The following is a 24,045-nucleotide window of genomic DNA, read 5'->3' on the forward strand; positions in this document are numbered from 1 at the left end:
TTCTTTCAATGATAATAAATTGAATATGAGAAGATTTAACTATATCATCACGTTTATCCTGCCGGTGCTCATAATGGCAGCTTGCAAAAAGGATAAAACAGTTTATTCTGACCCCTATGGGGAAGGAAAGCCGCCATTGGGCGTCATCCTTAGCCGCGATGCAATACCTGCACCGGCAAATGGGACGGTGGGTACCGAGGTAACATTCAAAGCCACCGGACTTATTCCTTACAAAGGCAAAATAAAGTTCATGTTTAACGGCGAACCCGGCCAGGTTACCGAAGTAACTGAATCAACTATTAAGGTAAAAGTTCCACCATTTGGCAGCACAGGTATTACGTCAATAGCAATTGACGATCAGTTAGTGCTCGGGCCGGTATTTAAGGTATCTGGATTGATTAATATCGATCCTTCTTTCAGGGCAACTGCCGGAGCAAATGGCAATGTAAACCAGGTGTATCCTCTTGCCGATGGCCGGAACCTGGTGCTGGGTTGGTTTACCAATTATGATAATAAAGGGATTATCACCCCGCTTAACCGCATTGTAAGAACATCGGCAGATGGCGAGTTTGACCGCACTTTCCGCACGGGTAAGGCAGCAAACGGATCATTATCGAGAGTAATAGAACTCGGTGGAAAATATGTGATAGCCGGAGGATTTAGCGGCTACAATCAGCGCACAGAAAACATTAGTAATATTACCACTTTAAATGTTGATGGCAGTATTGATACCATTGGCGTAAAAACCTACAGGCGCCCATCCCAAACAGATACAACCAAATATTTTCCGAAGTTTAATGGCGGTACTAACGACTATATATCTAAAATATACAAGCATCAGAACAAAATACTGGCAACAGGGAGTTTCAGATATTATGTAAGACGGGTTTATACCGAACATAATCATGATTTTACCCGCGATACGGTGATTCTTGACAGTACGGAGATCCGGCAGATAGCCCGTTTTAACCTGGATGGGACACTTGACAAAACCTATCGTTTTAACATAGCGACAAACAAAGGCCTGCCTTCGGCAAACGGCCCTGTTGACTCGTACATGCATACCGACGCTGATCAGCTGGAAAAACTGGTGCTGTTTGGAAGTTTTACCACGTTTGATCAAAAAAACGCAGGCCGTTTAATTCGCTTAAGTGCCGATGGAAACATAGACGACTCATTTAAAACCGGGACAGGTACCGATAATAGCATCTCATCTTTAACGTACAACCCTGTAACCAAAAAATACCTGATAACGGGGATATTCAGAACATACGATGGCAAACCGGCCATCAGCATGGCGCTGATTAATTTGGATGGTAGTCTTGATCAAACTTTCGTAGCTAAAACATTTGAGGGAGGCTATCCTGGTTTTGCCCGGCAGCTTAATGATGGACTGGTAGTAGTTAGTGGCAGCTTTAAAAAGTATAATAACGTTACCCGCAATGGTTTTATGGTACTAAATACCAAAGGTGAACTTGCCGGGAATTACAATACTACCGGACCATTTTCAGGTACATTGTCTGATATCATTGAAACCAAATCGACTGATGGAAAGCGGGCGTTATTGCTGATTGGTGGTTTTGACCATTTTGATAACATTCAGGTTAGCAATATTATACGCGTTACCATCGAATAAATTTTAATTGAACTTATAATCTATAAAGAAATGCAGAACAGGAAAAAATACAAACAGATCATTTTTTCAATTATTTGTGCATTGGCTGTTGCTACAATATCATGTAATAAGGATTTTGTGCGCACGCTGCCCGATAAAAATTATACTGATACAGCCAAAGCAACATCCGGCGAACGTAAGGTTTTGTACCTGATTGTTGACGGGGCACGGGGCTCATCAGTAAATAGCGCCAATGTGCCTAATATTAAAGCATTACTGCCCAGTTCAATTTACAGTTGGGTTGCATTGAGCGATCCGGACTCGACCCGCGATGTAAGCAACTGGGCCAATATGCTAACCGGCGTAAAAAAAGAAAAGCACAAGATCTTGTCGGATGATTTTGCCGGCAACAACCTGGCAACTTATCCTGTGTTTTTTGAAAGGATAAAAGAAGAAAGACCAAATGCCAAAATCGTTTCTTTTTCCTCCTCGGCTATTTTTAAAAATAAGTTAACACAGGGTGCTGCCGTAAGCGAGTTGTATAGTACTGATGAGCAAATTAAAACAGCTGTAGTTAATGACCTGAATACCGACACGGCACAATTGATAGTTGGCCATTTTAACGATATTAAAGAAGCAGGTGCCAAATATGGATTCGACAATTCATCGTCGCAATACAAAGCTTCTATCGAAAAATTTGACGGTTACGTAGGTGAGATTATTAATGCCCTGAAAAAAAGGAAAAATTATGCCAATGAAGATTGGCTGGTAGTGATTGCGTCGAGCGGTGGTGGTAAATTCAATATCCCGGTTACCGAGAACGATAATACAGTTTTCAGTAACACCGCCGCCAATACATTTACTATCTATTACAATCCAAAATATAAACAAAGAATAATAGGTAAACCATTTACTGGCAACAGGTATTTGGGGCGCACAGTACGTTTGAAAGATACGGGAGTGAGAGCCGAGATAGATACAGCTGATATCTTTAACATCGATGATACTACCAAGTTCACCATCGAGCTAAAAGTTAAGAAGAATGAGGATAAATTCTTTTGGCCAAGTATTCTCGGAAAAAGAGCGCAATGGTCGGCAGGTCATCCGGGTGTTGGCTGGGTGATTTATCTGGAAGATGCTTACTGGTATTTTGAATACCGGGGGACTAAGGATAACGATTATCATCAATGCCGTGGCGGCGATTTACAAAAGGGCAGATGGCAAAACCTGTCGGTTAAATGTGAAATACGCGCGGGCAGACGATATATCAGAACGTATACCGACGGGGTTTTTAATAATGAGCTGGATGTAACCTCATCAGGAAGTTTTAGTAACAGTAGCCCTTTAAAGTTAGGCTATTTAAATGGTACCGGGCATGGTACACCTGATGTGTATGTAACCGACATCAGATTTTTCAAGGTCGACGTACCCGATGCCGTGATTGGAAATTATGCCTGCGAAACATCCATTAGCGAAGGTCATCCTTATTATACCTTTTTGGCAGCATACTGGCCGGGCACAGATGGCCAGGGCGACAAGATCAGGGATATTGGCCCGCAGGCCCGCGACTTTCAATTAAAAGGCCCTTATCAATGGGAAGATTTTAATGATCTGATTTGCCCGCCGCCGGCAGGGGCACTGGCCATATTTGTTCCGCAAACGGCAGATATTCCAGCACAAATAATAAACTGGTTCAGAATACCTAACAGGCAGGCCTGGGGGCTTGACGGCCGCGTTTGGCTTGATCAGTAAATTTAACCATTACAAACTAAAATATTTGATGATGAAAAAATACAGATATATCTTGTTTATCGGGTTAATTGCCCTGATAGCAGGAGCCTGCAAGCAAAATGATCTTGATGAGCTGAAGCCAATTCAAAATACCGACAGAAACGTTTCCGGCGCAGGAGCCAATACTGGTGATGCAACTGCCGGCAACGAAATAGTTAAAGTTCCATTTAAAATATCCTTATCAGGACCGGCAACCAAAGCATTCCAGGTAGGTATAACATTTAATAATGATACGGTAACTAAACTGATAGCAAACGGTACACTTAAAAATACGGTAGTATTACCTGCGGGTGCAATTGATTATCCCGGCGTAATCAACGTAGCATTTGGGTCTGATACCGCAACTGCCGTTGCCAGCGTCAGGTTATCGGCCATAGAAGCTAACTATGGCAAAAACATAGCTTTTGCATTTAAGCTTACGAATCCGGGTAAAGGCAACCAAATTAAAGGATCGCAATCAAATATCCTGGTGGTGCTTGATACCAAAAAGCTTATTAAAGAGAGTGATATTCATTATGTGTCGCTTTTGAATGGCGGTGGCATTATGGATGTTGACTATCAAAAAAACTACACTACGTCGCCTGCAGGTATCACTATTCCGTTAACTGTAAACCTGGCAGGTGTACCGGCCGGTGCGTTTAATGTTCATGTGAAATTAAACATGGATACCATTACAACTTTGGTAAGTAAAAAAGTGCTGCCTGATAACACTATCGCACTTAACCCCGATCAATTTTCTATTGATACCCTGATTAGGGTAAATTCCAACGCCAGTACAGCGGTGGTGCGCTTATCAATAGGATGGCCTATTTTTGATGCCAATATAGTTGCCAATAAACGTTTTGGTTTTGTGGTGAGTTTGGTTAATCCGTCAAAACATATATTGCATCCAATAAAAAGCAAGTTGATCGTTTTGGTGGAGCCAGAGGTTAACCTTGATAATAACTCTTACATCACCGGCAATGGAACAGGTTTAAAAGCAGAGTACTTTTCAAATAACCAACTGCTTGATTTTGACGGCAGAAAGCCCGATCTGGTACAAATAGAACCCACTATTGATTGGCCTAATGACGGGGTTTGGCAAGCCGCTATACCAAGTATAAGTCATGATAATTTCTCTACCAGGTGGACTGGCGAGTTCCTTGCACCTGTTCGGGGTGAATACGTGTTCTGGCAGAACGAATGGGACGACGGATCAAGATTATATATAGACGGCAAGGCCATTATTAATGATTTCACTACCGAGTGGGATAAGGATAGCCGTACCGCCAAAATATTTCTGGAACGCGGTAAACGCTATAAAATAGAAGCCGATCATCGCGAAAACGTGGGTGGCCAGCGTGCACGTTTAACTTTTGAAGTTCCGTCGGCCGGCATCAACGGTAGAAGAATAGTACCACAAAGCCAATTATTCCCCGCCCCTTAAGCCAGCTACGCTAATTGACCAATGAAAATTAAGGACATGAAAAAAACATTGCATATTATCTCGGTATTTTCAACAGTAGCCCTGTTGTTTGCCGGGTGTAAAAAAGATAAGCCAGCGCCCCAACCCGAACCAGATGAGCCCAAACCCATCGCAGGTTTCACAGTGGCACGAACAGATAGTGTTGATTTTTTAAGCTACCAGTTCACCAGTACATCCATCAATTATAAAGATATCCTGTGGCAATTTGGCGACGATAGCACATCGGCAGAAAAAGCACCGAAGCACAGATATGCCTTTGATGGCTTATATCACGTGACATTAACGGCCAGAAATTCACAGGGATACTCAGCTGCCCGGGAAATAATATTGAACGTTGCCGACCCTAATTTTGACCGCACCAAGGTTGGTGAAAGTTACTTTGCTACCATAGGCGGTACATTGACTGTATCACGCGACAATGGCGGCGGCCCAAATGCAAATGAGGGGTCACTAAAAGTGGTTGACGGCGATCCGAATACCAAGTTTTTCCAATCAGGGTTCTCCGGCGACCTGGTAATGAAATATGAGCTTAAAACTCCCGTTGTTGCAGGAGCATATACCATGACATCGGCAAATGACTCACCTGATCGTGACCCAAAAGGATGGATCCTCCAGGGTTCTGAGGACGGTATACGCTGGATAAACCTGCACAGCAAGAACAACGAAGTTTTTGCCAACCGCTTTCAGCGCATCCTATATCACTTTAATAACAATGTAGCTTATAAATTTTATAGGATAAGCATTAAGACCAATAATGGCAGTCGTGACTTCCAGATGGCTGAGTGGACGGTTAATAAAAAGCAGCCGTAAAATTGGTTGTTTGTAAGAATGATCCATGGAATGTTCGATCTGATGTTACGTAAGTTCATTCGCCCGGTCAACAGTTTTTAAGGAATAAGGCCCGGGAGTGTAGTATCCGGGCTTATTCCTTAGGTATTCGGTCATATAAAGTGTAATAGCATAACTTAATCCGACAATTATCAGCACTTATGCTAAGTTGCTTTCACTAAATTATATCACCAGCCGGTAAATCAATTTAGAAAAAAATCCAGGTGTCGTTCATTGCCAGGAATGTAGCATTTGCCGAAAAAAAGAACTACCTGGTCGATATTTTTTCCTTATAGGTGACTTTTCATGCTATTTGCCTAAAAAAAACATGAAAACCATCATTTGTAATCTCCCGGCATGGCTAAAAGTATTTCTTTATTTTGTTTTGCTTACCGCCGCCAGGTTCGTCGCAGGCACTGTTCCTGCGTTAAATGATCTGTCCTTTTATATGGCCGTTTCATTGCTAATAAGCTGGCTGTTGCTATGGGCAGAAGGGAAAACACTAAAGACGCTAAATTTTATTCCGGTGTGTAGCAGCAATTGGGTTCAGTTACTATGCGGAACCGTGGGCGGCATTTTAATGTTAATCGTCACGGCGATGATAACCGTTTACCTCACCGGCGACAAATGGTATTTCAACTCGTCGCCTGACATCATGTTCCTGCTGATGTGCTTTTTGGCAAACCTGTGGTCGGTGTTTGTGCAGGAATTTGCTTTTCGCGGATATCCTTTCCAGACGCTGAACGGTCACTATGGAGCATGGAAAGCACAGCTCATCATTGCGATACCTTTTGGTTTGATGCACGTAAACAGTACAATGGACATGCAAACTATTTTGATGGCTATGTTGACGACAGGTCTGGGATCGGTTTTGTTTGGGATGGCTTATCTATATACCCGCAACTTAGCTTTGCCAATAGGTTTGCACGTAGGATGGAACTATGCTCAGGTGTTGATCCCCCGAACAGCAGGCGCTGCAGGGAGGACGATTATCACGGTGGATGGTGATCCTAAACATTATAGTTCGCTATACATAATCGGCCCATATTTAGGTGTTGTCTTATGTACAATGGCAGTTTTGTGGTTACTTAAACAAAGAATGAGGATAAGCACGGTACCCTTAACTTCATCTCCTCAATCCATTTAACACCATGAAGGTTATCTTGCAAACTTTACTGTTCTACGTTTTAACAGTATGCGTATTTATCTTATCCGATCTTTGGGCCAAAGGTTTGGGAGAGAAATATGCCTCACATATCGCAATGGCAACCGCCGCGCTTTTTACCTTTTTATTGGTGATCATATTTTGCCGGCTGCGGGCCATACCGCTAACCGAAGCAGGTACTGTTCCTGACAACGGAAGCCCGGGCCGTATAATTACCGGATTTCTCGCCGGGCTGCTGATGTCGTGCCTGCAACCGGGCGTACTGATGATGATAGGTTATGTGAAGCTTCAATTTAACGCCTTTGATCCGCATGTTATCGGTCTGCATATGCTGCTTTTTGCGCTGATCTCCTGCCGCGAAGAACTTGTGTTCCGGTCTTATGCTTTACGTAGTCTTGCTGACCGCTTCGGAGCAGGCTCAGCGCAATTGTTTATTGCCGCCTTGTTTGTTTTTGAGCACATCTAGGGAGGAATGAACTTGTGGATGGCGTTGATCGGTTCAGGAACCGGGGCCTTGCTATTTGGCTATGCGGCTCTTAAAAGTAAAGGAATTGGACTTCCGCTTGGCCTGCATACAGCGTGGAATATGGGACAGTGGTGCTGGGGAGGCAAAGGTGATGCTGCTGGCATCTTTACCCAAAGGATCACGGCGGGCAGGGAAGCGTTATCTGAAGTTATAGGCTTGTCCGTTTTTGTCGGTGCCGCGTTATTTGCCGGTTTGGCCATCGCTTATTATTACAAACGATCGGTTCAATCATGATAGCATAATTGATCTTTTGTTGCCCCACAACCCTGCTCGTTGACTAAAAACACCCCTCTGCCGATTTATGTTGTGTAATTGACAAAGATAAGCCAACTTTAAATAACAATGTTTCAAAGCTTTGCTCTATACACCTCCCGGCCCGGGTACCGCAAAATGGTGCACCTTTTGTTCTGGCTTGTGCTGCTTATAGTTAGGCTATACCTCACGCTGATTACCTTCAACGTTTACAGCGGTTTGTCTTTTAGTATTGTTTTCCTGCTGAACCTAAACAGCACTTTGCTTATCGCGGCTGTATTTTATCTGATGGCAGGTCCGCTATGGAAGCTATTGCAGCGGAGGCAATATTTTCACTTTACTTTCTCCTTTTTTGGTTTGTTATGCGGCTACACATTGATCGAGGCGGTAGCGGAGCAGGCTTTGCTCAGGACCTGTTCCGGCTGCTTGCTCAGTTTGCAGAAAGGTCAGCCGCAATATTTTGCCCTGGTACAATCCGGTCTCATTAACATTGTACTGAAGCGCCTGCTTAGCCTGGGCACCCCATTTGGCCTTTTGCTGACGCTGAGTATTCCGTTATGCCTGAAGCTGGCGGTTAACGCCTGGCGATCGCAACTAAAAGCTTTACAACTTGCAAAAGACAACCTGGAACTGGAATTTAACTTTCTGAAAGCGCAGCTCAATCCCCACTTCTTATTCAATTCGATGAATAACATTTACGGCTTGATACTGCAAGGTAACCAGGAACGGTCTGCCGGATTGGTCGCTCGCTTGTCTGAGATGCTGCGCTATATGCTTTATGAATCCAATGAAGCATTTATGCCTTTGCAAAGCGAGATCAAGCTGATACAAAATTACATAGAGCTGGAAAAAGTGCGCCTGAATGATACCGGGGTCATAGTAGATATCGCTGTGGATTCCATGACATATGAAATACCGCCCCTTTTACTCATGCCGCTGGTTGAAAACGCGTTCAAATTTTCTCCTGATGAACCGGGAGCCCGTATTCATTTCTTTCTGGATGTCACTGACGGCCGTTTGCGTTTTACATCTGACAATGTAGTGGACCGCCGGGAACAGATGCAGCAAAACGGAGGTATAGGGCTGGGCAACCTTAAAAAGCGTTTAGAAATGTATTACCCCGGCAAGTATTGGTACGAAGATAATTTTGCTGACGGTGTTTATAACGCCATCTTATCTATTGAGCTGACATGAAAAAATTGAGTTGCCTCATCGTTGAAGACGAACCCATTGCAAGAAGTATATTGGAAACGTATATCGAACGCCTGCCGGAAATTGCTTTGATAAAAAGCTGCCGCAATGCGAATGAGGCTTACGAGGCGCTTTATGAATATGCTGTCGATCTGATTTTCCTGGACATCAAAATGCCCGTAATTACCGGAATAGAGTTTTTTCGTTCATTACCTAATCCGCCGCTGGTTATTTTTACCACTGCTTATTCCAGTTATGCTGTCGAGGGTTTTGAACTGAATTCTGTGGACTATCTGATGAAGCCGATCACTTTTGAACGGTTTAACCAGGCCGTGCGGCGGGCGCAGGAGCGGTTGGTCTCGCATCAATCTGAATTGGATGCGCCGCCTTATATCTTTCTCAGGCAGGATACCCGCCTGGTAAAAGTGAATTTTGATGAGATCAGTTATGTGCAGGCGGAACGTGACTTTTGCTCAGTTTATCTGTGTAACGGTAAACGGCTACTTGCAGGTATGCATCTGAAAATCCTGGAAGAAAGATTGCCGGCTAAACGATTTATGCGGGTACATCGTTCCTATATCATTAATCTGGACAAGATCACCAGTATTAAAGGTAATGTAATAGAATTCGGCACTACGGAAGTTCCGATAGGGAACAGTTATAGGGAGCTGGTATTTAAAGTATTGCGGTTATCATAAAGCATTTTGGTTATATAAACTTATTCTATAATTAATTGATCATCTGATAGGGGGGGAAATTACAGGATATTTGGAAAGAAAGGTGACCGCTATAATCGTCAAATTGAAGCCTGCCTGTATAAGAACGTTCCTGAAAATGTTTATAAGGAACTGAGATCCTCACGGGTGAAAGGCCGCTATCTGCGCTTTTTCGTAAAGAATAAATATGAGTTTGAGCAAATATCAACGGGCTAAATCACCAAACGAAAGGTGAGGTTTACCCTCGCCTTCATTAACTTGTTAGACTTGGCAATCCGGTGTTCCCAATACTCCTGCAATCCTGATTTCATCATCAGGAATGAACCATGCCCGAGCCTGACGGAGTAATGTTCTTTGTGATTAACTTTATTGCGGATGTCAAAACTGCGCACCTGCCCCAGGCTTACCGAAACAATAATTGGCTGACTGCCCATAATGCTTTCTTTGTCACTATGCCAAGTTACGGAATCATTTCCATCACGATAATAGTTCAGTAATACGCTGTTGAAGGTAATACCCGCTAAAGGTTCTACCATGCCCCGGATAGTTTGCAGTTCCGGTGTCCAGGGGAGTGTTCCTGCGATCCGGTCGGTGTTTCCATACCAGCAGGTAAGCCTTGGTGTCAGGTATTCCTTATCCCAAAGTTTTTGTGTTGTTTGTTTCCAGGGTGTTTCCCTGATCAGTTTTTCTAACAGCCAGTCACCCGTTGCCGGATCAATTAAACCGGGCTGGTATTCCAGCAAATCCTTAGGCAATCCTTTACTTTGCCCGGTTTCGGCAAATAATGTCAATTGTTCCATCACTAAATCCTTTCCACATAAGTCGTTATAAAATGGGCCAATTGTTCCTGTTCTTCTGGTTGCAGTACATCGCCGTCGTAGATCCAGTAACCCTTTGCGTCAAATAAAATACGGCCCATGTAAACGGGCGGCTGATCATAAGCCGTATAGATCTCATAGCATTGTACAGCGTGCTTTTGAGCTGTATCCGGTACAATTTTCACCACTTCCCGTGAACCATCGCGGTATTTAAGCCAGGCTTTAACCTCGCTTTTTAAATACGTTTTGACCAACAATTCCTGCATTTGAAATTTTTTCTCAAAGATATATAAAATACTAATATTTTTAGCATTAAATTTGTACTCCCTATTTGGTACAAACACGATGGAAACGGCAAATGACCGAAAAACACTGATTAACAGCCTGCAAAAGAATATTTTGCAATGGGAGGGCTATAGGCCGCCGCCTGCAGGTACGCAGGGGCTGGTAGGCCTGGGGGCAGTGGAAATGGCTTTCCCCAACGGCGTTTTTCCTTTAGGTACAGTGCATGAACTGGTTTGCAGTACCACCGAACAGGCTACTGCTTCCAGCGGATTGATTAGCGGCCTGCTCTCGGTGTTTATGCAAAATGGCGGGGCTTGTTTATGGATCAGCCTCACCGGAAACATCTTCCCACCGGCGTTAAGCGGCTTTGGTATAGAACCCAGCCGCTTAATCTTTATCCGGGTAACCAAAGACCAGGAAGCCTTATGGGTGATGGAAGAAGCGCTGAAATGCGCAGGGCTTGCCGCGGTTGTGGCAGAAGCGCGGGAACTGGATTTTAAACAATCGCGCAGGCTTCAGCTGGCTGTTGAGCAAAGTCACGTTACCGGGTTTGTGCTGCGTAATGCCGTTAAAAAGATCGGTTCAACGGCTTGCGCTGCCCGGTGGCAGGTGAAATCTTTGCCGAGCGAGCCGGTTGACGATTTGCCTGGTCTTGGTTTTCCGCGCTGGGAGGTAGAACTATTACGTGTCCGTAATGGGCATCCGGGTACCTGGATCATAGAATGGGCAGAAGGTAAATTCAAACAGGTGGAAAAAGAGCAAACAGCTAAACCATTTAAACGGAAAGCGGGGTGAGTTATGCAGCACAGGTATATGGCTATTTGGTTTCGTCACCTGGTGACAGACTGGCTGACACTCCGGCAGCCGGAATTAAAAGATCAGCCCTTTGTGCTGGTTGTGCTCGAACATAACCGTATGATCGTCAGGGCGGCTAATCCCGAAGCCGAAGCACAAGGTGTTCGTGCAGGTATGCCGGCAGCAGATGCCAAAGCGATTACCACTAATTTACAGGTTATTGATTTTCCGTTGGGCCAGGAAAGTAAGCTGCTCCGGCATTTGGGTTTATGGTGCATCCGCTATACGCCGGTTGTGGCTATTGACCTGCCCGATGGTTTGACCCTTGATATTTCCGGCTGTGCACATCTATGGGGTGGTGAAAAAGGATATTTAAAAACCGTTGTACTTAAATTAAGGGGTATGGGCTACGATGCACGGGCCGCTATTGCCGATACTGTTGGCGCAGCCTGGGCTATTGCCCGGTATGGTAAAATCAGGCCCATCATTGAAAGCGGTGGGCAAGCGGAAGCCATTGCCGGCCTTTCTCCGGCTGCCCTCCGGTTGGAACCGGAAATATTGGACAAACTGTATAAACTCGGCTTCCGGTATGTTAAAAGTTTTATGACCATGCCGCGTACCGTGCTGCGCAGGCGTTTTGGTGAAGGCTTTTTGTTAAGGCTTGCCCAGGCTTTGGGTACTACTGATGAATACCTGGCCCCGATTATCCCGCCCTTGCCTTATGTTGAGCGGCTACCCTGCCTGGAGCCGGTACGAACGGATAAAGCCATAGAAATTGGCATTGAAAAACTATTGCAAGGCCTATGTAGCCGCTTGCAAGCTGAAGGAAAAGGTGTGCGTAAGGCCGTGCTGAAATGTTTCCGGATTGATGGCAAAATGGTACAAGCGGGGATAACGACCACGCGCGGCTCACATAGTGTTTCCCATTTATTCAAGCTCTTTGGTTTACAGATCAGCAAGATTGAACCTGCTTTGGGTATTGAGCTGTTTCTGCTGGAAGCACAAAAAGTAGAAGATATCGACCCCTTGCAGGAAAAGCTATGGCTGGGGGATCCGGGCTTGCAGGATACCGCACTGGCCGAGCTGCTTGACCGGATTGCCGGAAAGATCGGCCCCGAAAGAATTATGCGCTACCTGCCTGCCGAGCATTACTGGCCCGAACGTTCCATCCGGCCCGCTCTTTCACTCAAAGATATCTCGCTGGCCGGCTGGCGGGCTGACAAGCCAAGACCAATACGCTTGCTCAGCAAACCGGAAGCCATTGAAGTTATGGCTTTATTGCCGGATTATCCGCCAAAAATATTTATCTATAAGGGTAAGCGCCATGTTGTGGACAAAGCAGACGGCCCGGAACGTATTGAACGGGAATGGTGGCTGGACAAAGGTGAGCACCGCGACTATTATATGGTGGAGGATGAGCATGGGGGCCGTTATTGGCTGTTCCGTTCGGGGCATTATGATAGCGGAGGTGCCCAATGGTATTTACACGGATTTTTTGCCTGATGATGAAATACGCGGAATTATATTGTACCTCCAATTTCAGCTTCCTGCGCGGTGGATCTCACCCGGAGGAACTGGTTGAGCAGGCTGTGGTTCATGGTTATACGGCCATAGCGGTTACCGACCGGAATAGCCTGGCCGGTATTGTCCGGGCGCATATTGCCGCAAAAAAACTACCTGTACAATTTATTCCCGCTTGTCGCCTGGACTTGCTGGATGGGCCGGGCCTGCTGGCTTATCCTACTGACATTGCTGCTTACGGCCGACTTTCGGCCTTGCTCACCAGGGGTAATCTGCGTGCTGAAAAAGGTGAATGCCATTTATATAAAGCAGATGTGTATGAACACCGGGAAGGCATCCTGTTTATCATCATTCCGCCCGATGAGCTCAACGCGCGGTTTGATTTTGCAGATGAGTTTAAAACAGCAGTAGCAGAATATAAACAAGCTTTCGGGAATGCCTTATACATGGCTGCCTTACGCTCTTACAGCGGCGATGATGCCAAGCGGCTGCACAGGTTAGCCGGCATGGGTATAGCTTTGGTTGCTGCCGGTGATGTGCATTATCATGAACCGAACAGGAGGGAACTACAGGATGTATTGACCTGTATCCGGGAGAAATGCACTATCAACAACGCAGGGTACCGGCTGCATCAGAATGCGGAACGCTACCTGAAACCTATTGAAGAAATACACCGGATCTTCAGGCAATATCCGGAAGCAATTGAAAATGCGCTTGCTATTGCCGAAGCCTGTACTTTTTCGCTGGACGAATTAAAATACATCGAGCCTGAAGAAAAGATCTTTGACGGATTAACGCCACAGGAAAGGTTAAAAAAATACACGTGGGAAGGTGCACATGAACGTTATGGTGAGCATATACCGCCTAAGATAGGTAAGCAGATAGATTTTGAACTGGCCTTTATTGAAAAGCGCAGGCTGGCGCCTTATTTTCTCCGCGTATATAAATACACCCGGAAAGCAGAAGAACTCGAAATCTTGCACCAGGGCAGGGGTTCTGCGGCCAACTCAACGGTATGTTATTGTTTGCGCATTACGGCGGTCGACCCGATGAAGTCACGTTTGCTTTTTTCCCGTTTCATGTCAGATGCACGTGAGGAATGGCCTGACATCGATGTGGATTTCGAGCATGAACGCCGCGAGGAAATCATCCAGTATATTTATGAGGATTATGGCCGGGAACACGCGGCTATTGTAGCTACCGTTACGCAGGAGCGGCATAAAGGAGCAATTCGTGATGTGGGCAAAGCGATGGGCTTATCTGAAGATACAATTAAACGTATCGGTGGTACGATATGGGATTTCAGTGAAGAAGGTTTTGATGAAAAGCGTTTGCAGGAACAGGGGCTTAACCCGGGCGATCCGTTGATATACAAAGTACTGGAATTGACGACACTGCTGATGGGTTTCCCGCGGCAATTGGGTCAGCATACCGGCGGCTTTGTTATTACCGATAACAAACTATCCGACCTGTGCCCTGTGCTCAATGCCCGCATGGAGAACCGTACCCAACTGGAATGGAACAAAGATGACCTGGAAGCGTTGGGCATTTTGAAAGTGGATGTTTTAGGATTGGGTATGCTGACCATGATCCGCAAAGCATTTGACCTGATAAAACAACATTATGGCCGAAAGCTTACCTTAGCCAATATCCCGCAGGACGACCCCAAAGTTTATGAAATGATAGGTCGTGCGGATACACTTGGGGTATTCCAGATTGAGAGCCGGGCGCAAATGTCTATGCTGCCAAGACTGAGGCCCCAATGTTTTTATGACCTCGTGATCGAGGTGGCTATCGTGCGGCCCGGTCCAATACAGGGTGATATGGTGCATCCTTACCTGCGCAGGCGTAATGGCGAAGAACAGGTAGTGTATCCATCCACGGAACTGGAAGATATTTTAGGCCGGACTTTAGGTGTTCCGCTTTTTCAGGAACAAGCGATGGAGATCGCTATTGTTGCCGCAGGCTTTACACCGGCCGAGGCTGATGAGCTGCGCCGGAGCATGGCGACTTTTAAAGCGAATGGCAAGTTATACCTGTACGAAAAGAAACTGGTGGAGGGTATGGTGGCGCGTGGTTATGAGGAAGATTTTTCGAGGCGGGTGTTTAAGCAGTTACAAGGTTTTGAGGGGTATGGTTTCCCCGAGAGCCATGCCGCTTCTTTTGCGCTGCTGGTTTATATATCTTCCTGGCTGAAGTATTATTATCCGGATGCTTTTGCTGCTGCTTTGCTCAATAGCCAGCCGATGGGCTTTTATCAGCCCGCTGAGATCGTGGACGATGCGCGCGGGCATGGCGTTTTTGTTCGTGGCGTGGATATTAACTACTCGGCCTGGGATCATTCGCTGGAAGAACAGGCCGGAAAATATAAGATATTACGCTTAGGTTTCCGGTTGGTGAAAGGGCTAAAAGAAGAAGAAATGAATATCCTGGTTGAGAATGCACCTTATCAACATATTATCGATTTGTCAAATGTCGGGATTTCGCAGGCAGCTTTGGAGAAACTGGCTGATGCGGATGCATTCCGCTCTATCGGCCTCGACCGGAGGCAGGCGCTTTGGGAAGTAGCCGCTTTAGGTGACCGCCCCGTAGCATTGCTGGAAAGCTTGCCTTCGGCCAGCGCAGGTGAGCAAATTGAATTACCGCTAATGACCGCGGGGGAGCACGTGGTACAGGATTTCGCTTCCACCGGTTTATCCATTAAAGCGCACCCGGTAAGTTTTGTGCGGGAAGATTTGAACCGGCTGCAGGTTATGCCACTCAACCGGATCCAATCGTTGAAGAATGGCGAAAAAATTCGTGTTGCCGGGATGATCACCGTGCGGCAGCGGCCGGGGACGGCCAAAGGCGTGGTATTCGTAACCATCAAAGATGAAACCGGCTTTGCCAATCTTGTGGTTTGGGGTAAGTTTTTTGACAAATACCGCAAAGAGATCGTTCAGTCGCAACTGCTCCTGGTAGATGGGCATTTACAGGTTGAGGGCGAAGTGATCCATGTGGTGGTACGCCGCTGTTATAATCTCAATTCTTTATTGGGTAAACTAACGGCTGTACCTGATGAACAGCCTTCTTTGCTGAGCTTGTCCAGGGGGGATGAAACCTCAATGCCTTCACCTGATCCGCGAAATATCCCCAATAAGAGTGCTTTTCATAAGGGCAGGAATTTTCATTGATGAAGAGCGTATCATTAATAAGGCTTTTAATAAACTCGAAAGGTAGTTTATAATTGTCTTACTATGCCTGTAAAAGGGATATGGTAAGGTTTATCCGATCAAAGGAATTGCAATACCAATTGCTCCCATTCCTCTTCCAAAGAAAGGTTGGGGCGTACTTGCCGCGCTTTGCTATACCAGTAATCAGCATTTCCAATATCACCTTCTTTACGGTGCAAATAGGCATGTACCCAAGCCGATGCCTGATCTGTCAGATGATCAACCTGTGCATGTGCCTGATGCCAGTCACCTTTACCATCAAACCAAAGGCTTTTTAGCTGTGCAGAGAGCCCGTTAACAGGCTGTTTTAAATTTAATGATGCTTTAAATTCTGTTAAAGTTGTCATTGGTATTAGTTTTTTACAATAAACGTAATTGGTACATCGGACTTTTATCAATACATAGTTCGATCCGTTACCGGCATTAATTATTGCGTAGTAGTAAAGATCCTAAATTAATCGGAAAATTAATGGGGATGTATTATTTATCAAAGATAGGCCGGTTTACAATTTCTGATGTAAAAGTATAAACAATGTATTACGGTGTTGTGAAATACCGCAATACATTGTTTTAGCAGAAAAAAGAAAAACAGTGCAACTAAAACCTTAATGCCGGCGTCTTATGATTATTAAAGCCTGATCATATGTTAAAAAACTACTTAAAGATTACCTGGCGCAACCTCTTACGTCAAAAAACATTCTCCCTGATCAATATCCTTGGATTGACCATAGGCATGGCCAGCGCAGCGCTGATTTTGTTGTGGATCCAGAATGAGGTTAGCTATGATCAGTTCCATGAAAAACGGGAACGTCTTTACTCTGTATATAACCGCTCTAAATTTGACGGTAAATTATGGAGCTGGGAAACCACGCCTAAAATCATGGGTAAGGTGATGAAAGCGGAGTTGCCTCAACTGGAAAAAGTAGCCAGGGTAACTGATGCCAGTTTTTTGTTTAGCATTGGCGATAAACGTTTGACTGCAACAGGCGATTTTACTGATCCGGATTTCCTTTCCATGTTTAGTTTTCCATTAATCAATGGAGACCCCAAAACCGCTTTGAACGATCTTCATAGCATTGTTATCACTGAAAAGTTTTCAAAGAAACTTTTCGGAGAGGAAAATGCGCTCGGCAAAACAGTTAAAATAGATAGTAACGCTTATTTTAAGGTTACGGGTGTGATGAAAGACCTCCCGAATAATACCCGGTTTGATTTTGAATACCTTATTCCCTGGTCATATCTAAAAAAGATAGGGCAGGATGATGAATACTGGGGCAATAACTCCATCCAAACGTTTGTTCTTTTAAAACCCGGCGTAACGGAAGCTCATGCTGATGCCGCTGTATTGAACTTTACCAGGAACCATTCCGATACCAAGGATATTCAGCAGTTTTTGCACCCCGCAACCAAATGGCACCTGTATTCGCAGTTTAAGGATGGGGTGATAGTTGGTGGGAGAATTGAACGTGTCAGGGTATTTTCACTGATCGCTGTACTGATCCTCGTTATTGCTTGTATAAATTTCATGAATTTAAGTACAGCCAGGAGCGAGACGCGTGCAAGGGAGGTAGGCATCCGTAAAACTGTAGGCGCATTAAGGGGCTCGTTAATCTGGCAGTTTTTAGGCGAATCTGTTTTGATTGCACTTATTGCCGGGATTTTTGCCATCGTCATTGTACAAATCAGTATGTCGGGTTTCAACCAGCTTACCCAAAAGCAATTGTATGTACCATATAGTAATCCCTATTTTTGGCTCACCGCAATTGGATTTATACTGGTTACCGGTGTTATTTCGGGAAGTTATCCCGCATTGTACCTGTCGTCATTCAAGCCTGTAGCTGTACTGAAAGGTACTTTTAAGGCGGCAAATGCTTTGGTTACACCGCGTAAATTGCTGGTGGTCATTCAGTTTACTTTTGCGGTGGTATTGATCATTTGTACCATCATTATCCGCCAGCAATTACAATACGCCCAGGACAGGGATACGGGGTATAAGAAAGATAACCTTGTTTACACATTTATGTCCGGCGAGATCTCGAAGCACTATCAATCCATCAGAAATGAATTGCTTTCCAGTGGTGCTGCAACTTCTGTGTCCAGAACAAATTCGCCCATAACCCAGCGATACAGTGATAGCTGGGGTTTTAACTGGCCAGGTTCACAGCCCAAGAACAAGGTTGATTTTATTATTTACACTTCGGACGGAAACCTTATTAAAACCATGGGCCTTAAGCTTGTTGCAGGCAGGGATATCGACCCGGTAAACTACCCGACAGATTCAACCGCCATGCTGGTGAATGAGGCTTCGGTGAAGATCATGAACCTGAAAGACCCGGTTGGTAAATTAGTTACCCAGGGCGAGGGTAAAGACATCAAAACATGGCATATTGTTGGAGTTATCAAAGACTTTATTATAAGCTCGCCTTATGAACCTGTACAACATATGTTGATTGAAGGCCCCAGTTCCTGGTTCAATATCATTCACTACAAGCTTAATAACGCTAATTCGACAAAAGAAAACCTGCGCCGAGCTGAAGCTATATTTAAGAAATACAATCCGGATTACCCGTTTGAATATAGTTTTGTTGACCAGGAGTACGCCAAGAAGTTTGGCGATGAGCAGCGTATCGGGACTTTGGCCAGCCTGTTTGCCGGATTGACAATCGTTATATCCTGTCTCGGACTTTTTGGCCTGGCGGCTTACATGGCGCAAAACCGTATCAAAGAAATCGGCATCAGAAAAGTGCTTGGCGCATCTGTTGCCAGCGTGACCACATTGCTTTCCAGGGATTTTCTGAAGCTCGTCATAATCTCATTTTGCATCGCTGCGCCAATAGCGTGGTATTTAATGTTCCAATGGTTGAAAGGATACAGTTACCGGATTTCCATTAATATCTGGGTATTTGTAATCGCCGCCGCGCTGACATTGCTGATCTCTGTTTTGACAGTAAGCTACCAGGCAATCAAGGCTGCATTAACAAATCCGGTGAAAAGTTTGAAAGGGGAATAACACCTTCATGACGGGTGCTGCATTCTCATTACCATAAAAGACAATAGTAACTGCCCGGTGAAGGGCCTGTTTTAAATTTACTGCCCCCAAAAAGTTAGGTGCTATTTGGGGGCGTTTTTATGCATAAAACAGAAGTGATCGCTTCTGCTAAGTCCAAAATGTTAGTTGGATTCTGAACTTCATCAGCAATCCCAATCAAGAACGAGATCTACACAGCCAAGCCAGTACGATGGGTAGTTACAAGGTCGGTTTACGGGTTTGGTTAACCAAGCCTGGCGAATGCCAGCCTTAATTACCGCTTCGGCAAGCTGAAAGAAGCGGTTAAGAAAAACAAACGGGGTATCAGTAATGACGATGTTCAGGGAGCGCCTTCGGGGAACTAAGAGCATTTAACGAATAACAAACAGGCGGAGGGGACCGCCTGTTTGTTATTAACCTTTTTCGATATTCCAGGCGCGGTTAGTTATCTAATAACCTGCGCAGATCGCCCGCACTGATCTTCTGTACCGGCTGGAATATATTTCCGGCCGCATAATGTAACAAGCTGTATCGGAGCTGCCTTGCCGCTGCCCGTTCCGTTAATTGACTATGAAGATCCATTGTACAAAGAATTAAGCTCCCCGAACCAACCTTGAATTCAACCAGCGTTGCCAGGTTACGGTTCCTGAAAAAGTTATCGATCACCCGGACTATCGGCGTTGCAGGAGCTCCCAATTTATCAAGTATCAGCGACCGGGAACGGGTCACCAGGTCCCACCATTGCCAATCCGTATAAAAGTCTGTAGGGAAATCAGCCAGGGCGTTACTTTTCTTGTCGATGAGCAGGCCCATACTGCCTGGTTGATCGGGGAAGTGGACCGGGCTCCAGAAAACAGGAGCGAAACGGCCGTCGATACCTTTAACGTTGGCGGTATCCGGATTAAGCAATACTTTTCGCCCCGCTTGCAGATAACTAAGAGCACTGTCGATGGATGTAGTAAAGATAACGTTACTAAAAGATTCCGGCTTTTTATCTGGGTAAACCCAAATTTTCCAGTAATTAGTATAACCGGTATTGGCTATGCTCACAGTGATCTGTAATTCACAAGCCCGGTCGATTTTGCTGAGATCTATCGAGAAACTTCCCGCAGAAGCGTTGCCAATGGCAATAGACTGCCGGCCAAGCGAACCACGGAGATTAAGGTGCTTATCTGATGAAATTGCTGACCAGAGAACTTCGCCATTTATTTGCCGGTCGCTATAGTTGGCGATTTCGGCAGCGGCATTAAAATGCTCGTTATTGCTGTAAGCCGCCTTTTCAAAACGGATCAATGGCACCACCGGCCCACAGAATTTGCTAAAATCAGCCGGCGAAACCAATCCTTTACTATCCCAGAAAGCATTTAAAATCCCAACGAGTGCTGTTCCCTGTCCCGGAAAATCATGAAGGTCAAGCAATTGAAACCCGCCAACACCCTTGGTTTTCAACGCGCGTTCAATTTCTTCTTTGTAAAGCTGAACAGCCAGTGTTCCGCTGGCTTTAAGATAATCGGGGGCTAATCCAAGCATTCCTTTTTTGCGGAGGTTGTTCCGTACCGCCTCAAAGTTAGATGGCCGCAGAACCCCTGTATACTTTTTTATTTCTTCAAGATCCGGATAAACAGAATACTGGCCCACTTCGTGAATAATAAGAGGAACTGTTGTCCCTTTCAGCGCTTTACTGTAATCTGTCTTAAAATCGGGCGGGTTGGTGTTAAAAATACCCTGTCCCCGTACCCATCCTTTTTCCGTGTACTGGGTAATAAAATAATCATCGGCAGGATCCGGATTTTTGCCATGCCCTTTTTGAAAACTGAAGGTGGTTGTGGTGTATAAATGCCGGTTGTCTTCCTGCTTTAACTTACGCACCAGTTTCTCCAGCCATCCAAAATCCCCCTCCAGTTCATTACCCATGCTCCAAAAACAAAATGACGGGTGGTTGCCATAATTCCGGATAATATTTTCGGCTTCCTGTTCCAGGTAAGTCAATGTTTTCGGGTCTTTGCCCACAGTTAGTGCCCATAGCGGCAGCTCAACATGCAGGTAAAAACCCAGCGAGTCGGCCACCTGAAATGCTGCTTCGGGCGGGCACCATGAATGAAAGCGAAGATGGTTCAGCCCGTAAGCTTTAGCGGTCTTAAACACTTTCAGCCAGCCGGCTGCATTCATTGGTGGATGGCCTTCCAGCGGAAAAATATTGCATTCAAGCGTACCGCGCAGAAAAAGCGGACGACCATTGATACGAAGCTCGTTCCCGGTAGCGTTAATATCCCTGAAGCCAAAACTTTGAGTCCTGGCATCCAAAACTCGTCCCTTGCTGTCAATTACTTCCGTGCGAAGGCTGTATAGCTGCGGATGGAATTCGTCCCATAATTGCGCCTCCGGAACCTGGAGGTTAATTTCCTCCTGATTATGTTGAATAACAGTTGGGCTGGTTTGTTTAACGATCTTTTTTCCGGAAAGGAGGGAAGCCCGCAGATAAGTATCGCCACTATGGGAACCGCCCAGGCTGATAGCCGCCTTTACGCTGTGATTGGCCAGCGAGGAGTATACCTGTACCTGGTTAATAACTTGTTTGCCTATGTCGATCAGCTGCATCTTTCCGATAACGCCGTTCCAAATGATCTGTGTACCGTCGGTGTAGGCATGGGCAAAGTCATTTACGCTGATGTCATGCTGCTTGCGATTGTCTACGCGAATGGTGATCACATGTTTGCCTGCTGCCAGAGGGCCTAATTTGAAAACTTGTGGTGCAATCAGGCTTTCCTGTGTCCCGGCTGGTTTGCCATCTATCCAACAATCGGTTTTCCAGATCACCCTTTCAAGCGACAGCAGGGCGTTGGCCATCCGGCTGGTTAGATTTATGCTGCGCTGATACCAAACGGCACCGGTGTACCTGTGTTTTCTGGACAGATGCAGCATGATGTCCTTGCTCAGCACAGTTGTATCCACCTTTACAGGCGCTCCGATACCGGCGTCATCTAAGGTGCCAGGCAGCCATATGCTATTAGTAAATTGCTGTTGCTGCCATTTCTGATCCAAACCTTTGTCAAGCGAATCGAGTCTGTACAGCCATTTGCCGGCAACCGGTATTGGTTTAACCTGCGCCGAAATGGTAGAACTTGCTACCAGTGCCGCGAGCAAGAAAAATGTTTTTTTTAAAGAATACTGCATCATTGATAGTGAGCGGTTAAAGTAGTAACAGAACGGGACTCAAGTGTTATTGTCCCGACGGGAGTTGTTGATTTTTTAAGATTTTTGAGAGCTGTTGTGGTGTACATATCAAATGTATTTCCGGCCAATTGTGAACCACCCGGATCAACCGTGTATTGTTTGCTTTCGGTACTCATATTTATCAGCACAATAACCAATTGTTTTGAAGCGGGATCTTTGTATGCGGAAACCATTTGTGTTCCTGTTGCCAGCACGGGATCGTTAACATCACTTAATGCTGCATTTACGCGGATCATCCCCGGCCTGATAAACCGTGAATAATTTCCCAAACACCACAATTGTTTTGAATCACTAACCAGGCCATTGGTTTTCATGCTGTTCAGGTCATATCCACCAGATGGGTCGTTAATGTATACAAGCCCGTCACTATAATTATAAGTATCAACGGCAAGCCACCACTGCCATGAAGTTACATTGGCCACCGTAAGGTCATGATGAATAACTTTGGCCACATACAAGCCGTAATCAATACCGGTATTTTTCGGGTAACCATTTAACTGACCACAAATATCGCCTAATATACCAAACTCTGACTGCCAAAGATGAAGACTTGGGTCAACAGCCTTTTGCTTATCTGCTGCGTGTTGCCGGTAACTGATCAAATCGGCGCCCGGACAGGTAGTAAAATAACTGTGTGCTGATAGTAAGTGCTCCATCGAGGGGACATCGCCTATATAATTAGCGGAGCTTTTGTTAAAGAACTGGTTGAGCTGATCGCCGCGACCATCGCTGTTGTTAGCATCCAGCGAATTCCATTGATTGGCTTCACCAAGACATATCGTAGTTGCTAAGCCGGCAGCTTTCATCTTCGGGCCCAACAGGTTTATAAAGTCTGCAATTTCAGCATTGGTAGCACCAGTGCCTTCCTGCGATGGATTTTCTCCCCAATTCCACTGAGGTTCATTAAAGGGGCTGAGATAATTAAAAGGGGTACTGCTTGATTCAAAATGCTTTAAAACGCTAACCAGAAAATCTGCAAAAGCATTTTTCTTGCTTTCTGTCAGGTTCAGATGACTGTTAGCCAAACCATAAGCTTTATTATTTTGCGTGAACTGTACCGGTGGCGAAACAGAAAATGCCAGGAAGTTTTTTACACCACGTGCTTTCGCCGCCGACAGGAACCATTGCTGGCCTGCTTGTTTGTTCCAGTTATAATTATTATTTGCATCCAGAAAGCATTCTTCCCGGCGAAACTCATCCGGTATTCCGCTATCCGCACCTTGTTCATAGCTCCCGGCGCCGATGTTGAAGCGCCAAAGTGTAAGGCCAATACCTTTGGGATTGCCCTGTTGATCGGCTTCCATGCTGAACAGGTAATCAGCAATCTGATTCTTTTTGGTAACATCATTCCACTTTCCGATGAATTTGGTTGTCCAGCAATCAGAGGCACCAAAGCTTTGCATCGTTTGCTGCTCATTTCCCAAATTGATAGTGATGCGGGCCGGGCCGGTATTGCATATATTAACGCCATTAACGATGCAACCGTCGTCTCCTTTTTTAATTCCTGTTTTTTTAGCGCAGCTGAATGAGTTTGATACCCCCAGCATTACCATGAACAGCAGTGCTGATCGCAAATTTATTTTCATAATAGTTATTTAAAGCC

19 protein-coding genes are annotated in these 24,045 nt (G+C 45.3%); 14 read left to right on the forward strand and 5 right to left on the reverse strand.

Annotated elements, in window-relative coordinates:
* Window positions 1-25 precede the first annotated feature (25 nt).
* The 10 genes from J3L18_RS07095 (at window position 26) to J3L18_RS31075 (ending at window position 9,765) form a co-directional block, all read left to right on the forward strand.
* Window positions 26-1,636, forward strand: coding sequence for a DUF5008 domain-containing protein (locus J3L18_RS07095; protein ID WP_129570950.1), 1,611 nt, complete (start codon window positions 26-28; stop codon window positions 1,634-1,636).
* A gap of 30 nt (window positions 1,637-1,666) precedes the next feature.
* Window positions 1,667-3,367 carry an alkaline phosphatase family protein gene (locus J3L18_RS07100; protein ID WP_129570951.1) on the forward strand — a complete coding sequence of 567 codons (1,701 nt, stop codon included), beginning with the start codon at window positions 1,667-1,669 and terminating at the stop codon, window positions 3,365-3,367.
* 31 nt (window positions 3,368-3,398) lie between these two features.
* Complete coding sequence (locus J3L18_RS07105) at window positions 3,399-4,832, forward strand: PA14 domain-containing protein (protein WP_189549391.1); 1,434 nt, start codon at window positions 3,399-3,401, stop codon at window positions 4,830-4,832.
* A gap of 36 nt (window positions 4,833-4,868) precedes the next feature.
* Window positions 4,869-5,681 carry a PKD domain-containing protein gene (locus J3L18_RS07110; RefSeq protein WP_167516114.1) on the forward strand — a complete coding sequence of 271 codons (813 nt, stop codon included), beginning with the start codon at window positions 4,869-4,871 and terminating at the stop codon, window positions 5,679-5,681.
* A 346-nt stretch (window positions 5,682-6,027) separates the two neighbouring features.
* The gene (locus J3L18_RS07115) at window positions 6,028-6,846 is read left to right on the forward strand and encodes a CPBP family intramembrane glutamic endopeptidase (protein ID WP_129570953.1); all 819 of its coding nucleotides are present in this window, start codon (window positions 6,028-6,030) and stop codon (window positions 6,844-6,846) included.
* A 4-nt stretch (window positions 6,847-6,850) separates the two neighbouring features.
* Window positions 6,851-7,330: a hypothetical protein gene (locus J3L18_RS07120; RefSeq protein WP_129570954.1), complete on the forward strand. Its 480-nt coding sequence runs from the start codon at window positions 6,851-6,853 to the stop codon at window positions 7,328-7,330.
* A gap of 6 nt (window positions 7,331-7,336) precedes the next feature.
* Window positions 7,337-7,624 carry a hypothetical protein gene (locus tag J3L18_RS07125; protein WP_129570955.1) on the forward strand — a complete coding sequence of 96 codons (288 nt, stop codon included), beginning with the start codon at window positions 7,337-7,339 and terminating at the stop codon, window positions 7,622-7,624.
* A gap of 108 nt (window positions 7,625-7,732) precedes the next feature.
* On the forward strand, window positions 7,733-8,836 hold the full coding sequence (locus J3L18_RS07130) for a sensor histidine kinase (RefSeq protein WP_129570956.1): 1,104 nt from the start codon (window positions 7,733-7,735) through the stop codon (window positions 8,834-8,836).
* A complete protein-coding gene (locus J3L18_RS07135) occupies window positions 8,833-9,531 on the forward strand; it encodes a LytR/AlgR family response regulator transcription factor (RefSeq protein ID WP_129570957.1) in 699 nt (232 codons plus the stop codon). The genes J3L18_RS07130 and J3L18_RS07135 overlap by 4 nt, the downstream gene beginning before the upstream one ends.
* A gap of 114 nt (window positions 9,532-9,645) precedes the next feature.
* Complete coding sequence (locus tag J3L18_RS31075; protein ID WP_223266255.1) at window positions 9,646-9,765, forward strand: KTSC domain-containing protein; 120 nt, start codon at window positions 9,646-9,648, stop codon at window positions 9,763-9,765.
* On the opposite strand, the gene J3L18_RS07140 is transcribed toward J3L18_RS31075, so the two are convergent.
* Window positions 9,762-10,349: an alpha-ketoglutarate-dependent dioxygenase AlkB family protein gene (locus tag J3L18_RS07140; RefSeq protein WP_129570958.1), complete on the reverse strand. Its 588-nt coding sequence runs from the start codon at window positions 10,347-10,349 to the stop codon at window positions 9,762-9,764. The two genes, J3L18_RS31075 and J3L18_RS07140, sit on opposite strands and share 4 nt — an antisense overlap.
* Window positions 10,350-10,351: 2 nt before the next feature.
* Window positions 10,352-10,633, reverse strand: a complete 282-nt coding sequence (locus tag J3L18_RS07145) for a hypothetical protein (protein ID WP_129570959.1) — start codon at window positions 10,631-10,633, stop codon at window positions 10,352-10,354.
* A gap of 79 nt (window positions 10,634-10,712) precedes the next feature.
* Here J3L18_RS07145 and J3L18_RS07150 point away from each other — a divergent pair, with 79 nt between their 5' ends.
* Genes J3L18_RS07150 through J3L18_RS07160 form a run of 3 tightly spaced genes read left to right on the forward strand, consistent with a single transcriptional unit; the run spans window position 10,713 to window position 16,141 of the window.
* Complete coding sequence (locus J3L18_RS07150; RefSeq protein ID WP_129570960.1) at window positions 10,713-11,447, forward strand: ImuA family protein; 735 nt, start codon at window positions 10,713-10,715, stop codon at window positions 11,445-11,447.
* 3 nt (window positions 11,448-11,450) lie between these two features.
* Window positions 11,451-12,950: a Y-family DNA polymerase gene (locus J3L18_RS07155; RefSeq protein WP_129570961.1), complete on the forward strand. Its 1,500-nt coding sequence runs from the start codon at window positions 11,451-11,453 to the stop codon at window positions 12,948-12,950.
* Window positions 12,950-16,141 carry an error-prone DNA polymerase gene (locus tag J3L18_RS07160; protein ID WP_311085672.1) on the forward strand — a complete coding sequence of 1,064 codons (3,192 nt, stop codon included), beginning with the start codon at window positions 12,950-12,952 and terminating at the stop codon, window positions 16,139-16,141. Before J3L18_RS07155 ends, J3L18_RS07160 begins: the two co-directional genes overlap by 1 nt.
* A 98-nt stretch (window positions 16,142-16,239) precedes the next feature.
* Here the strand turns inward: J3L18_RS07160 and J3L18_RS07165 are convergent, their stop codons facing one another.
* Window positions 16,240-16,527: a hypothetical protein gene (locus tag J3L18_RS07165; protein ID WP_091163992.1), complete on the reverse strand. Its 288-nt coding sequence runs from the start codon at window positions 16,525-16,527 to the stop codon at window positions 16,240-16,242.
* Between the two features lie 296 nt (window positions 16,528-16,823).
* Between J3L18_RS07165 and J3L18_RS07170 the strand changes: the two genes are divergently transcribed.
* Window positions 16,824-19,190 (forward strand): ABC transporter permease, encoded by a 2,367-nt coding sequence (locus tag J3L18_RS07170; RefSeq protein WP_129570962.1) that lies wholly within the window; start codon window positions 16,824-16,826, stop codon window positions 19,188-19,190.
* A gap of 459 nt (window positions 19,191-19,649) precedes the next feature.
* Here J3L18_RS07170 and J3L18_RS07175 read toward each other — a convergent pair whose 3' ends face one another.
* Window positions 19,650-22,385: a DUF8487 domain-containing protein gene (locus tag J3L18_RS07175; protein ID WP_223266241.1), complete on the reverse strand. Its 2,736-nt coding sequence runs from the start codon at window positions 22,383-22,385 to the stop codon at window positions 19,650-19,652.
* Window positions 22,382-24,028 carry a glycoside hydrolase gene (locus J3L18_RS07180; protein WP_223266242.1) on the reverse strand — a complete coding sequence of 549 codons (1,647 nt, stop codon included), beginning with the start codon at window positions 24,026-24,028 and terminating at the stop codon, window positions 22,382-22,384. Before J3L18_RS07180 ends, J3L18_RS07175 begins: the two co-directional genes overlap by 4 nt.
* Between the last annotated feature and the right edge of the window lie 17 nt (window positions 24,029-24,045).

This window comes from Mucilaginibacter gossypii, from assembly GCF_017569325.2.
Taxonomy (GTDB): domain Bacteria; phylum Bacteroidota; class Bacteroidia; order Sphingobacteriales; family Sphingobacteriaceae; genus Mucilaginibacter; species Mucilaginibacter gossypii.

Coding starts and splice junctions, on each gene's coding strand:
- J3L18_RS07120 (WP_129570954.1), top strand. CDS start 6,851: ATGAAGGTTATCTTGCAAACTTTACTGTTCTACGTTTTAACAGTATGC.
- J3L18_RS07110 (WP_167516114.1), top strand. CDS start 4,869: ATGAAAAAAACATTGCATATTATCTCGGTATTTTCAACAGTAGCCCTG.
- J3L18_RS07180 (WP_223266242.1), bottom strand. CDS start 24,028: ATGAAAATAAATTTGCGATCAGCACTGCTGTTCATGGTAATGCTGGGG.
- J3L18_RS07115 (WP_129570953.1), top strand. CDS start 6,028: ATGAAAACCATCATTTGTAATCTCCCGGCATGGCTAAAAGTATTTCTT.
- J3L18_RS07130 (WP_129570956.1), top strand. CDS start 7,733: ATGTTTCAAAGCTTTGCTCTATACACCTCCCGGCCCGGGTACCGCAAA.
- J3L18_RS07100 (WP_129570951.1), top strand. CDS start 1,667: ATGCAGAACAGGAAAAAATACAAACAGATCATTTTTTCAATTATTTGT.
- J3L18_RS07150 (WP_129570960.1), top strand. CDS start 10,713: ATGGAAACGGCAAATGACCGAAAAACACTGATTAACAGCCTGCAAAAG.
- J3L18_RS07140 (WP_129570958.1), bottom strand. CDS start 10,349: ATGGAACAATTGACATTATTTGCCGAAACCGGGCAAAGTAAAGGATTG.
- J3L18_RS07155 (WP_129570961.1), top strand. CDS start 11,451: ATGCAGCACAGGTATATGGCTATTTGGTTTCGTCACCTGGTGACAGAC.
- J3L18_RS07135 (WP_129570957.1), top strand. CDS start 8,833: ATGAAAAAATTGAGTTGCCTCATCGTTGAAGACGAACCCATTGCAAGA.
- J3L18_RS07165 (WP_091163992.1), bottom strand. CDS start 16,527: ATGACAACTTTAACAGAATTTAAAGCATCATTAAATTTAAAACAGCCT.
- J3L18_RS07105 (WP_189549391.1), top strand. CDS start 3,399: ATGAAAAAATACAGATATATCTTGTTTATCGGGTTAATTGCCCTGATA.
- J3L18_RS07095 (WP_129570950.1), top strand. CDS start 26: ATGAGAAGATTTAACTATATCATCACGTTTATCCTGCCGGTGCTCATA.
- J3L18_RS07145 (WP_129570959.1), bottom strand. CDS start 10,633: ATGCAGGAATTGTTGGTCAAAACGTATTTAAAAAGCGAGGTTAAAGCC.
- J3L18_RS07160 (WP_311085672.1), top strand. CDS start 12,950: ATGATGAAATACGCGGAATTATATTGTACCTCCAATTTCAGCTTCCTG.
- J3L18_RS07175 (WP_223266241.1), bottom strand. CDS start 22,385: ATGATGCAGTATTCTTTAAAAAAAACATTTTTCTTGCTCGCGGCACTG.
- J3L18_RS07170 (WP_129570962.1), top strand. CDS start 16,824: ATGTTAAAAAACTACTTAAAGATTACCTGGCGCAACCTCTTACGTCAA.
- J3L18_RS07125 (WP_129570955.1), top strand. CDS start 7,337: ATGAACTTGTGGATGGCGTTGATCGGTTCAGGAACCGGGGCCTTGCTA.